9 protein-coding genes are annotated in these 12935 nt (G+C 52.8%); 3 read left to right on the forward strand and 6 right to left on the reverse strand.

The annotated features are described in order from the left end of the window. Positions 1–69 precede the first annotated feature (69 nt). The 3 genes from hrpA to O4G22_RS04280 all read right to left on the reverse strand — a co-directional run bounded on the left by hrpA (position 70) and on the right by O4G22_RS04280 (position 5900). The gene (gene hrpA, locus O4G22_RS04270) at positions 70–3765 is read right to left on the reverse strand and encodes an ATP-dependent RNA helicase HrpA (RefSeq protein WP_306713945.1); all 3696 of its coding nucleotides are present in this window, start codon (positions 3763–3765) and stop codon (positions 70–72) included. Positions 3766–3832: 67 nt separating this feature from the next. Then, a complete protein-coding gene (gene ilvN, locus O4G22_RS04275; RefSeq protein WP_094136658.1) occupies positions 3833–4315 on the reverse strand; it encodes an acetolactate synthase small subunit in 483 nt (160 codons plus the stop codon). A 121-nt stretch (positions 4316–4436) separates the two neighbouring features. Next, positions 4437–5900, reverse strand: coding sequence for a trypsin-like peptidase domain-containing protein (locus tag O4G22_RS04280; protein ID WP_290489338.1), 1464 nt, complete (start codon positions 5898–5900; stop codon positions 4437–4439). Positions 5901–6150: 250 nt separating this feature from the next. On the opposite strand from O4G22_RS04280, the gene holA reads away from it, so the two are divergent. Further along, the gene (holA, locus tag O4G22_RS04285; RefSeq protein ID WP_306713946.1) at positions 6151–7257 is read left to right on the forward strand and encodes a DNA polymerase III subunit delta; all 1107 of its coding nucleotides are present in this window, start codon (positions 6151–6153) and stop codon (positions 7255–7257) included. After that, complete coding sequence (gene mnmG, locus O4G22_RS04290; RefSeq protein ID WP_306702252.1) at positions 7257–9143, forward strand: tRNA uridine-5-carboxymethylaminomethyl(34) synthesis enzyme MnmG; 1887 nt, start codon at positions 7257–7259, stop codon at positions 9141–9143. The genes holA and mnmG overlap by 1 nt, the downstream gene beginning before the upstream one ends. A 460-nt stretch (positions 9144–9603) precedes the next feature. Here the strand turns inward: mnmG and O4G22_RS04295 are convergent, their stop codons facing one another. Both O4G22_RS04295 and ribD read right to left on the reverse strand, forming a co-directional pair. Further along, positions 9604–9864: a dihydrofolate reductase family protein gene (locus O4G22_RS04295; RefSeq protein ID WP_306713947.1), complete on the reverse strand. Its 261-nt coding sequence runs from the start codon at positions 9862–9864 to the stop codon at positions 9604–9606. Continuing rightward, a complete protein-coding gene (gene ribD, locus O4G22_RS04300) occupies positions 9852–10673 on the reverse strand; it encodes a bifunctional diaminohydroxyphosphoribosylaminopyrimidine deaminase/5-amino-6-(5-phosphoribosylamino)uracil reductase RibD (RefSeq protein WP_306713971.1) in 822 nt (273 codons plus the stop codon). Before ribD ends, O4G22_RS04295 begins: the two co-directional genes overlap by 13 nt. Before the next feature lie 401 nt (positions 10674–11074). Between ribD and O4G22_RS04305 the strand changes: the two genes are divergently transcribed. Beyond that, a complete protein-coding gene (locus O4G22_RS04305) occupies positions 11075–11917 on the forward strand; it encodes a hypothetical protein (RefSeq protein WP_306713948.1) in 843 nt (280 codons plus the stop codon). Positions 11918–11986: 69 nt separating this feature from the next. Here O4G22_RS04305 and O4G22_RS04310 read toward each other — a convergent pair whose 3' ends face one another. Then, on the reverse strand, positions 11987–12715 hold the full coding sequence (locus O4G22_RS04310) for a LamG-like jellyroll fold domain-containing protein (protein ID WP_306702254.1): 729 nt from the start codon (positions 12713–12715) through the stop codon (positions 11987–11989). Positions 12716–12935 lie beyond the last annotated feature (220 nt).

Genomic DNA, 12935 nt, shown 5'->3' on the forward strand with positions numbered 1-12935 from the left:
TGGGTGGGGTACTCCTCCCCAGTTCAAAAAAACGGCCAAGCTGCCTTACCAGTCAGCCGCCAGTTTGTTTTACTGGTTTGATAACGCCTCAAAAGAAGCCATCAGACGTTTTTCAGAGACGCGGCCTTTGACGGAAATGGCGGGAGCGAAAATGGCCAGGCGGTATTCTTCCAGCAAATAACCGTATTGCATCCAGCGCAGGTCTCCGGCATGTTCCTCCAAAACCTGACGCCAGGGAAAATAGACGCGTTCAAAGAGGTCCAGGCGTTCCAGCTCCCTGGCAAGGGGTTGCTGGCCGATGCGCCTGATGCGCTCCGCAATTCCCTGCATGTACCGTTTCAGGTCCGGCAAGCGTTCCGCTCCATGCGCCCACAGGAAACGGGGGCGCAATAACCAGTCAAGCTGGCGCCGAAGGTCAGCCGTGATGCGCTCCGTATGGCGCACGCCCTTTTGCAACGCCATAAAGTCTCTGACGGCATGTTCCGTACCTGCCACCAGTTCCCATATATCCGCCACGTTATGCGCCGCGTCAAAAAGGTTTTGCCGCAGATTCATTTCCGCAGCAGCGAATTGTTCCGCCGTGCGCGGCAAAGGACGGCCCATAGCTGTCTCCGCAGCAACGTCCACGAGGTCTTCCGCATTGGTAGACGGTTCCCGTCCGAGCATCTGGAGAGAGAGCTTTCCTTCCATCTTCAACGGAAATTTTTTGCGGAGATGGTTAAGCTGGTCCGTCTGGCGCAGGCGCATGAAACGCAGGCATCCTTCCCGGTGGGATTCCGCAGCGCGCAGTTCATCCTCAAAAACACGGACGCCCACGGATGCGCCTTCATCCACCAGAGCCACATAACCCGGCCTTCCCGCCACATCCACCGTGTATTCCAAATCTCCGCAGAGCCATTCCTTCATGCCGGTTACGGACATGATATCCTCCGCTGTTTTCTGGAACCGGCGGGAAAGCTTTTTACCCAGGCGGTTATTCAGTTCCGCAACATCCGTGCCCATGGCAAGCTCCTCTCCTTCATCATCGCACACCCATATTTTCGTAACCAGCTCCGCAGGAAGACGGTTCATATCAAAAAAGGAGGGCGCGCAAAATTTTCCCGTTTCCACTTCCACAAATTCCGCCAGTTTCCCTGCCAGCGGTCCATCCGGTTCCAGGCCATGCCTCAGTTCCGCAAAGCAGGCTGCCTTTTGGCTGATGGGCTGGAGAAAGACGCGCAAATCCTTGGGAAGAGTGCGCAGCAGACATTCCGCCCGCTGGGCCAGATGGCCCGAACCCCCCCACTCCGGCAACCATTCGGGAATATCCGGCAACTGGTCGATATGAACGCCCAGGGTCACGCCGTCATCTTCCGCGCCGGGATCGTTCTGGTAATACACGACGTATTCCGCGCCGTTACAGGTGATTTCATCCGGAAAACCATCCAGCAGATCTTTCCCCCAGAATTCGTACATGGCTTCCTGCGGCGGAACATGCAGAGCTTCCGGGTTTTTCTTTTCCACACCGGCGGCCCATCGCAAAAAGGCCCTGGCTGTACAGCAGTCCGACGGAACAAGCCTGTTAAAGAATTCAAAAACTCCTTCCTCGCACCAGACCTGGTCCGGGCGGCGCAATTTCAGTTCTATCTGCCGAACCTCCTCCCGGAGCGCTTCCAAATGCCTGATACAGGCGGGTTTCGCACGGAAACCGCCGCCCAACAGCCCTTCGCGTATCATGATTTCCCGTGCATGGACGGGATTGATACGGCCATAGTGCACACGCCTGTTATCAATGATGCGCAAGCCGCCGCACACGACGCGTTCCACGGCGTAAACGACGCCCTGTTCCTTGTCCCACCGCGCTCCGGAATAGTGTGATTCGCACAAATGGGGCGCTACTTGTTCCACCCATTCCGGTTCCAAAATGGAGGCGCGGCGCATCCACAGGCGCGTGGTGTCCACCAGCTCCACGCCCATGACCCACTCACTCCTTTTTTTACGGCGGAACAGAGCAGAACCGGGAAAAATGCCGAAGGAACGCCCTCCGGCGCCGCGATATTCCCGGTTGTCCGCATCCCAAAGGCCGAACTGGCGCGGAACGCCCGCCAGAATGCTCCGGTGAATCATGGCAAAGGAAGCCTGCCGCTCCGCTTCCTCTTCCAAAGGGGAAATCTTGCATTTCAGGGTTTCCCTGACCAGCCTGGAAAGGTCTTCCCATAAATTGAACCATTCCATCATGCGGTTGAAATTGAGGAAATTTTTCCCGCACCATTTCCGAAGCTGGTTTTTGCGCCAGCGCTTTCCCTCCCGGAATTGCCATGCGGCCTTCCACAACTTGAGCAGGGACAGGAAGTCGCTGTCTTCTTCCTTCCACTGAGCGTGGGCCTGGTCCGCTTTCTGAACGGCATCCGCAGGGCGTTCGCGGGGATCCATGACGCCCAGGCCGGCTACAATGACCAGCATTTCCGGCAGGGCCTGTTCATGCTGCGCTTCCAGCAGCATGCGGGCCAGCCGCGGGTCAATGGGCAACCGAGCCAACTTCCTGCCTACGGGCGTGAGCTGCCGGGCTTTGTCCAGGGCGCCGATCTCCCGCAAGGCGCGGTAACCTTCCGTCACCAGTTTGGATGAAGGAGGATCCGGAAGAGGAAACTCCGGCATTTCCGGCAACCCCAGGTCTTTCATCCGGAGAAGCGCTCCGGCCAGTGCGCTGCGCCTGATTTCCGGATCCGTAAATTCCGGCCTGTCTTCCCAGTCCTTCTCACTGTACAGGCGGATGCACACGCCTTCACATACACGGCCGCAACGGCCGGCGCGCTGGCGGGCGCTGGCCCTGGAGACGGGTTCTATCTGAAGCCGCTGCACTTGGCGCGCCGGGCTATAGCGGCTGACGCGCGCCAGGCCGGAGTCAATCACGTAAATGATGCCGGGGATTGTCAGGGACGTTTCCGCCACATTCGTAGCCAGCACAATGCGGCGGTATCCCCGCTCCGGATGAAAAATCCTCTGCTGGTCCGCCAGGCCCAGCCTGGCGAACAGAGGCAGAATGCGCGTATTCTTCAGATTCCGGCCTTCCAGTTTTTCCGCCACTTCACGTATTTCCCGTTCTCCGGGAAGGAAGACAAGCACATCCCCGCGGTCGTCCAGAGTATCCAGCCAATCCACGGCACGCGCCACATGAGCCGGGAGTTCCTCATCGTCATGCAGCGGCGGCAGATAGTGGAGATCCACCGGATAAGTGCGGCCTTCTACCTGAATAATAGGCGCGCCTCCGAAGAATTCGGAAAACCCTCCGGCATCCAGCGTCGCGGAACTGATGACCAGCCGCAAGTCCCTCCGCCTGCCCAGCAAAAGCCGCAGATAGCCGAGCAGAAAATCAATGTTGAGGCTGCGTTCATGCGCCTCATCCAAAATCAGGGTATGATATTGGCGCAGATCCGGATCATGCTGCGTTTCCGCCAGAAGAATCCCATCCGTCATGAACTTCAGGCGCGTGTCCGGCCCGGTTTTTTCCTCAAAGCGCACCTGGTAACCCACCAGACCTCCCAGGTCGCAGTTTAATTCTTCCGCCACCCGGCGGGAAACGGAAGCAGCAGCCAGTCTTCTGGGCTGGGTGCACCCTACTCTGCCCCGCGCCTCCCCGGCAAGCTCCATGGCCATTTTGGGAAGCTGGGTAGTCTTACCGGAGCCCGTCTCCCCCACTACGACAATGACCTGATGCTCCCGCATCGCCGCCAGAATGTCATTCCGGCGGCGGGAAATGGGGAGATCCGGATAAGTAATGTTCATGATAAAGAGAAGAAAAAACCCTGCAAGAACGTCCTGCAGGGTTGAAGAAGAAAGCCTGAAGGTTCTTTTACTGACAGGGTTTGGGGAGGGCGATGCGACCGCTCCGGGTCAGCATCTGCACATCATAATGCTCAATGAGGGACAGGAAACGGTCTATCTTGTGCTCGCCGCCTGTCACTTCAATGGTCAGGGCCTCCCGCGTGACATCCACAATGTGGGCGTCCAGTATCTGGCAGAACTCAATGACTTCATGCCGCGTGGCGGAATCCACGCCTATGCGGGTCAGTACCGTTTCCCGGTACACATTGTCCGTATTGCGGAAATCTACTACTTCCACCGTGTTGACCAGTTTTTCCAGATGTTTGATAATCTGGTCCAGAACATCCTCCTTTTCGCGTACGACGATGGTCATCCGTGAAAAGCGCGGGTCCTGGCTAGGGGCAACGTTCAACGAATGAATATTGTAGCCCCGTCCACTAAACAAACCGGCAATGCGGGCAAGCACGCCGAATTTGTTTTCAACAAGTACGGAGATAGTATGACGAGTCATAATTTAATTTCTTAAAGGTGATGCATTGTAAGCGCTTTTGACTGCCAGTCAAGCCTGCGGACGGCGATGCCGGAAAACGTTTTCCCGAACGGAGATTCCGGCGGGAACCGCTCAGGCCGGATCAAAGCTCGTGCGGTATAATGGCGTTGCCTTCTGTCGCCTCAGGGATGCGGGGAAGCAATGTTTTTTCAGAAACAGGGCGCGCATCCACTTTCACATTGAATTGCTGCCCGTCGCGGGAAACGGTCAGCAACGCCGGCCCTTCCCTAAGGGCTTTGACCAAAGCTTCCTTGGTGCTGACACTCTGGTGATTTACGGCAAAGACCATATCGCCGGCCTGCAATATCTGCCCTACGGATTTCTTCGGATTCACCTGAATGACCAGCAGTCCCCGGGCGCCGATAGACTGCTCCTCCGCAGTCAGTTCACGCAAATGCATTCCCACTCCTTCCATGAAGTCTTCCCAAGGAGAAGGAACATTCTTTAAAATACTGTCTCCCACCTTCAGGGTGACGTTCATCTTTTGCCCCTTGCGCCAGATTTTCAGCCGGAACTTGTCGCCGATGGAAAGATTTTCAATGCGCTCCTTCACTTCCTCATCCGTCTGGATGGGAACTTCGTTGAAACTCAGTATTACGTCACCCGTTTGAAGACCTGCCTGCTCCGCCGGAGAGCCATGATTCACGATGTTGATGACCGCGCCTCCAGCCTCATGGTAATCCAGGAAGCTGCGAAGCGGAGGAGTATTGCGCACAATGTCCAGTCCCAGATACCCTTTCATGGGTCGTCCATGCTTGCAAATCTGCTCAAAGCTGTGCATCACCAGATTGGAGGGAATGGCAAACCCAATGCCGGCGTAATTTTTCTCCACGTTGGGAAGCACCGATTTGTTGATGCCGATGACCTCCCCGCGGATGTTGATGAGGGGGCCGCCTGAATTCCCCGGAAAAATGCTGGCGTCCGTCTGGATCAAGTTAATGCCGGAATCCACCAACTTGCGTTCACGGGAGCTGATAATGCCGCGGGAAACCGTCGTGCCCAGCCCATAGGGATTGCCGCATGCCAGGACAATCATGCCGGGCGCAATTTCATCACTGTTGCCGAACGGAAGGGGGGTAAAGGTCATCGGGTTTTCCACCTGCAACACGGCAATGTCCAGTTCCGGGTCCACTCCCACCAGACGTACGGAAACGCTTTTCCCATTACTCAGCGTAACGCGCAGAGCATGCTTGTTCTGAATGACATGATAAGCGGTAATAATATGTCCTTCTTCAGTAACAATGACGCCGGAACCCAAACCATGAACCGTCAGCCTTTTTTCAATCATGGAATCACCGTCCTCGGAAGGCTGTGGAACGCTTGTCACGCCTGTAGTATCTATGCTGACCAATACCCGTTCCACCAACCGGGCAACGCGTGAATATTCCTCATTGAGCTGGTGCAAAACAGGAATATCCTCCTTCTTCAGTTCAGGCTGCTGGGCCAGGGTAAACACCTCCGACCGGAAGGAAACATTTTTCTCCGTAACACGGCTGTTCCATCTCCAATAGGCAACGGAGACCACGGTCATCATAACCGTCATCATGATGACAAGTAAAGCCCGTGTCCATATGGTCGATCTCATGGAAATGCCCTGCCGTAATAACGATCAAACGATTTGCGGCTTGATCACAAGGGGATGCCTGAAAACGGAGCCCGTCAAGCTTCAGCCGCTTTTTGACATTCCGATTCCATTGATACTATTTAAGCCTTTTCTCTTCAAATGAAAAAACCTGCAAATGACAAATACGCCTTTCAACAAACCGTACTTTATGATATCATGCGGTTACGGTTTTATGGGTTCCAGCGCTTTACAACAACAAGCCATTCATCTCGTCTTCGGCACGGATGAAGGAATGGTGCGTGAAAAGGCTTCCGGCATTTTTGCCGCTCTGACGGAAGGCACGAATGAATTTTCCCATGAAATTCTGGAAGCGGTCTGCGGTGATTCCGATGAAGCGGCTCAGGTGGTACGCCAGGTTACGGAAGCTTTGCGGACCCTCCCATTTTTTCCGGGACGCAAAGTAGTCTGGATGAAGAACTGCAATTTTCTGGGAGACTCCGTCACGGGACGTTCTTCCACTACGGAAGCGGCTCTGGACTCCTTCAGGCAATTGCTGGAAAGCGGCCTGGGGCCGGACGTCCTGCTGCTTATTTCCGCCTCCGAATTTGACAAGCGCCGTTCCTTCAACAAATTCCTGCTTCAATCCGCCGTGTCGGAAGAATTGAACAAGCCGGACATCACCAAAGCAGGATGGGAAGGCAGTTTAATGCCCCTCATTAATAAGGAAACGGCGGTGCGAGGCATGAATTTCGATTCCGCCGCCCTGGAACTGTTCATTCACCGCGTCAGCGAATCCTCCCGCCAAATCATTTCTGAAATTGAAAAACTGGATCTTTATCTGGGAGCGGACAGACGCACCGTAATGCCGGAGGATGTAGAGCGCATGGTTCCGTTGACGCGTACAGGCGTTATTTTTGAAATTTCCCGGGCTCTGGAAAACAAAAAAAGCGACGCGGCTATCTCTCTGATTGACTTTCAACTGGAACGCGGTGAAAACGCCATCACCATCATGCGCGCCGCATTCATCCCTACTCTAAGGAATCTGCTGGCCGCCAGACTTTTATGTGACGCATTCAACCTGAAGCCCACCAATTTCAAGGAATTTACGGCCCGCATTTCTTCCCTGCCCTCTTATGCAGCCGCGTTAATTCCCCTGAAAAAAGACGGCTCTCCCAATGCTTACCCGCTTTTTCTGGCGGCGCAGAACGCTTCCAAATTCAAGACGGAACGGCTGAAGCAAACTTTAAAAGAATGCATGAAGGCAGATAAAGCCCTAGTGTCCTCCTCTCTTGATCCCCGCCTGATTCTGCATCGTCTTGCCATCTGTTCCGCATCCTGATGAACTCCTCCTCTTCTTCCGTTTTCCCCCTGTTTGACGTTCTCGTCGTCGGCGCCGGGCACGCAGGTATTGAGGCGGCGCTGGCAGCATCCCGTCTGGGGTGTTCCGTCGCCGTCCTGACCCATAACCTGGATACCATTGGGCAAATGTCCTGCAACCCGGCTATCGGGGGACTTGCCAAAGGGCATATCGTCCGGGAAATAGACGCCCTGGGCGGAGCCATGGGATTGAACACGGATGCCACCGCCATTCAATTCCGGATGCTTAACGCCTCCAAGGGACCCAGCGTGCGCGCTCCCCGCGCCCAGTGCGATAAAACAGCCTACCGCACAAGAATGAAAATGGTTCTGGAAACCGCCCCGGGCATACGCCTGTTTCAGGGAGATGTGGTCAGATTGCTCGTCAACGGGGAACAACAGGTAACGGGAGTTGTTACTTCTCTGGACTGCGCCATTCATGCCCGCAGCGTGATTATCTGCTCCGGGACATTCATGAAGGGATTGCTTCATGTAGGCCTTCAGCACATAACAGGCGGCCGAATGGGTTGCGCTTCTTCCAGCCTTTCCGCCGATCTTGCCATGCTGGGTTTTCAGGTGGAACGGCTTAAAACGGGAACTTCTCCCCGCGTCAATGGAAAGTCCATTGACTTTTCCGTCTGCGAAATGCAGCCTGGAGATACTCCGGAAGCCCTGTTCAGTTACCGTTCCCGCGATATACTGAAACGTGATTCCGAACCTTTTTGCACTTTGAACACATGGGGAGATGCAAATTTCCGGATGAAGCAAATGCCCTGCTGGATCACCTACACCAACCAGGCGACGCACGACATTATCCGGAAAAATTTAAAATTCAGCCCTCTTTACAGCGGTATCATTGAAGGCGTAGGCCCCCGGTATTGTCCCTCCATAGAAGATAAAATCGTGCGCTTTGCGGAAAAAACAAACCATCAGGTATTCCTGGAACCGGAAGGCCGCAGTACGGAAGAATTCTACCTTAACGGAGTTTCCACTTCCCTGCCCTACTCCGCTCAGTGCGATTTTATTCATACCATTCCCGGTTTGGAAAAAGCGCAGCTGATCCGTCCGGGATATGCGGTGGAATATGACTTCTGTCCTCCTACGCAATTGCATCCCACACTGGAAACAAAACTGGTGGAAAACCTGTATTTTGCAGGTCAAATCAACGGCACATCCGGCTATGAAGAAGCCGCGGCGCAAGGTTTGATGGCGGGAGCGAACGCCGCCCTGAAAACCCTGGGCAAACCTTCTCTGGTGCTGCGCCGCGATCAGGCTTACATCGGCGTCATGATAGATGACCTCGTTACCAAGGGAACCGATGAACCTTACCGCATGTTCACCAGCCGGGCAGAATTCCGCCTGCTGCTGCGCCAGGATAACGCAGACCTGCGGTTGGCCCCTCTGGCTTTTGAAACGGGCCTTATTACCCGTGAAACGGCCCGAAAAGCGGAAGACAGGAAAAACGCCATTGATGAAGGAATAACAAAAGCAGCCGCCCTCAAACACGAAGGGGTTTCTCTCTCCACATGGCTTAAAAGGCCCGGCAACGACTGGCCCCTATTGCCTGAAGAACTGAAAAAAATGTTCCACGTGGAACATTTGGATGCCATTGCCACGGATATACAGTACGAAGGGCATATTGAAAGGCAGAAAAAACAGGCGGAAAAAATCATACGGATGGAAAATAAAACTATTCCCACCGATATTGATTACGAACATGTCCACGCCTTAAAAAAAGAGGCTGTCATCAAGCTGGGCAATATACGTCCCGCAACTATCGGACAGGCCTCCCGCATTCCCGGAATTACCCCGGCAGATATTGCCCTGTTGCTCGTGCATCTGCAAAAACGCAGCAGGCAGCAAACATAATATCCTGTGCCTCTTTCATTCAGAAATTTAATCTGAGAGATATGCGGAGCCTGGATGATGGGAAAAACATGACAGAAGCTTCCCTGATCCGTATATGATCCCATTGTATCGCCCTGTCGTTATTGCGCGGAATTGATAAAAGAGATTCAATCCTGTTCCCTGAATTCTTTTTGTGCGACAGCAGATCCTTTTTCTCTCTGAGTAATCATCATTCCTCTGCCTGTTGCAAAAAGAAATGGAATTATCCCTTGAGTATTATTGAATACCGGTCTCTCTAATTGATCAATTTATCCATTACAAATCATTGACATACTGTCGATAACAAAAAAACAGCATGAGAAGATCACTCCAAGAAGTAAGGGGAGCAAAAAGGACTGAATAGTAAAATCTACCCGGAAATGAAAGTTACTTTCCCAAGTCTCAAATTCTTCAGATAATCAATAGACAAAGCCCTCGTCCATTAACGGTAACAGATATCTCCCCTGATGCACACATCATCTCCAAAGGCATTCACAACAGGCTGTTCAAGACAGGCTTCATGCTCCAGAAACGGACCGGACGCTACGCCGTCCGCACCGCCGCCGATAATGATGGGAGCATAAAATCCCACCCACTCATCGACCAAACGGGCTTTCAAGAATTCCCGGACCAGACAGCCTCCCGCTTCCAGAAGGAGAGTCCCTATTTTTTTATCATCATATAATTTTTTTAATAATTCCAAATAATTAAAACATTCTCCACAATCAAGGTGCGGTCACGAAATTCATCCGTCAAACAAATGGAATCCGCAGGTATGGAAGCGGCATCACGGGTCAGAATAATACGCCAGGGTTGTTCCTTGAGGAGAGAAACAGCACGATCCGGTTTCCTAATGGTCAGGGACGGATTGTCCAGACGAACGGTATTCCCTCCGGTGAGAACCGCATCGCATTCGGCACGCAGGGTATGTACAAAAGACCTGGATTTTTCATTCGTCAGCCATTGGGAGCGTTCCGGACTGCGGGAAATGCGGCCATCCAGAGACATGGCGCTTTTTGCAATTACCCAGGGACGTCCTTCCAGCATGTTCAACCTGAATCCCCGGATTAAATGATCGCATTCCTTTTCCAGAACCCCGCGGGTAACCTTGATGCCGGCCTGCTCAAGAATATCAGCCGCAGCGCCGCGGTGCTTGGGATTGGGGTCTTCCGAACCATAAACCACCCGTTTGAAACGGTATTGCAAAATAGCATCCGTACAAGGCGGCGTTTTTCCGGAAGTGCTGCATGGTTCCAGAGTAACATACAAAGTTGAATCAGCGAACAGGGCTGCATTGCCTCTCGCCACTCCGTCAGCAATGGCCTCTCTTTCCGCATGGGGCAAACCGGCTTTTTTATGAAATCCTGAACCGATTACCCGGTTTTCATGTACAATGACCGCTCCCACGCAGGGATTCGGGCTCGTAAGTCCGATCCCATTTGAGGCCAGTTTTATGGCCATACTCATCCAACGGTCATCCTGGTTTTTCGTATTCACGCCGTTTTGTAGCATGAAAACCGGAAGAAGGACAATCACGTTGTGTGATTGAAGAATATTAGGTTTAACAATATTAAATTCCTTCTTCTTCTACCGTGTGTCTAGTGTGAATAAGATTTCAAATTGCTGAAAATGAAAGTATTAAACCTCATTCCAACTGTTAATAAATTTGGTCTGCAAAAATGTGGATAACATCTGAATAAGTTATTCACATCATATTCGCAGTTAATTGGCTTATTCTTTCACAGGGTTATTGGCAGGCGCGGCTGTAAAACAGATTCGCGCATTCCTCCTTGCAGAGGCCACGGAGGAAAGCATACCATTCTTTTGTGAAGGTTGCCAAATTGATTTATATTCCGGAGAGGGATCATACTTTTCCTGCTACAAGCCCTGAAGCGCCCTTCCACGGCTTTTCTGTGGCTGGAGTGAATATAGCCGCCTACTGCGCTGCCCGCCTTCGGGAGGCGGGCTTTGAAGCGGTTTTCGATCCGGAAACTCCGGTTTGGGAAGAAAAAGGGGAAATCATAGAGGTGTCCATGCATGATTTTTCCCCGGAGGCGGCCATATGGCTTGCCTCCTGCGGGGCAGGGGAGGCAAGGAGTGAAGAGGGGTATTTGCTGGCCCGGAAAGGCGGGGAAAGCGGATTGACGCGGGTATTCACGCGGAGGGAGGCAGCAATAGAGCGTCTCGTTTATCCCTGGGATCTGCTGGAATGGCAGGAAAAAGTGATGGAGAAGATGGAATGGGAGAATTTCTCCGGGGGGGAAGGGGTTTATGTTATGGGAGCGCTCCGGGTGGGGGACGGGACCGTCATCATGCCGGGCGTGGTTGTGGAAGGGACCGTATGGGCGGGAGATGGCTGCCGCATAGGGCCTAATTGCCATTTGAGGGGTTATGTGTCTCTGGGGAATAACTGCGTAGTAGGGCAGGGAGTAGAACTGAAAAATTGTATTATCGGCGACGGCACATTGATCCCTCATTTGAGTTATGCGGGGGATTCCATCATTGGCAATGACGTTAACTTCGGCGCCGGAACGGTATGTTCCAATTTTCGCCATGATGGCGGCGAACACAAAATGATGGCGGGCGGGAGGCTGGAATTTACTGGAAGAAACAAGCTTGGAGCCGTCATTGGAAGCCATGTGCGGCTGGGCGCCAATACCGTTGTTTTGCCGGGGCGGGTTATTTCTCCCGGTACCTGGACCAGGCCGGGGGAAGTATTCACGGGGGACGTGAATGGCAGAATGGAAATTTCCTGAATGCCGAAAAGGCCGCATGCGGAAAAACGTCTCCCGGCATGCGGCCTTTGGTGAATGGTTAAAGTTGCTTCAGCAGCATCGGCGACGGCGCATCATCAGAGCGGCCAGCCCCAGCAGGCCCAGGGAAACCGCGGATGCTTCCGGCACGGGAAGCACGACGCCGTCATAAAATTTGATGTTGTTGACATCCAGAGTGCCGTTCATGGGGCGGGTATTTCCGAAAGAAGCCCCAAACTGGGAGCCTGTCAGGGCAGGGGAGGATGGATTCCACTCGGTAATCGTGCCTGCCAAAGCGCCGTTGACGTAAATGGAAAGCGTTTGGGAGGAAAGATCGGAAATGATGCTTAGATTATTCCAGTTGTCCTGCTGGAGATCTGTCCAGGTCAACCCCGTATTGATATTTCCGCCGGTTTGGCCGCCGAACCCCTTGTTGTAGAAGTAAAGTTCTCCGTTGTCAGCGAATTCCAGCACCATGCTGTTGGATTCTCCGGAGACCGTCCCATTGGTGTACAGGCTGAAAATGTCTTTCCACCCGTTGCTGGTGGAACTCAGGTTTTTCAGGTTAAAGCTCACGGTAAAACTGCCTGTGATGCCCGTTATGTTTGCGTTATAGGGAGTGCCGGAACCGCTGCCGAACGTGGCGTAATCATTGCCGGAAGTGTAATTGAAGGAGCCGTTCCAGTTGGGGGCGGTTATTTGTGCTCCTTCCGCAGTCCATTCCCAAGAATAGATAGGAGTAGCCGCGTGGGACATGCCTGCCGCTGCCAGTAAAGATAAAATAATCAATGAGCGTTTCACGGAAATTTTGAAATATGGGTTACAATCAATCCGATAGGAGGGCAGCGGATTTCTAATCCGCATAAGGATATTGAAGAAATCTGATTCCCTGGAATGGATTTTTAAGAATGCTTAAATAATCTAAAAAACCTATTCATGCAAGATATGCCCGGAGAAATTACATATTACTATATATAGTATGCTTTTAAAAAAATACTGCCAAATATTAGGGTTTGACGGA

It is taken from the genome of Akkermansia muciniphila, assembly GCF_030848305.1.
GTDB classification, from domain to species: domain Bacteria; phylum Verrucomicrobiota; class Verrucomicrobiia; order Verrucomicrobiales; family Akkermansiaceae; genus Akkermansia; species Akkermansia muciniphila_A.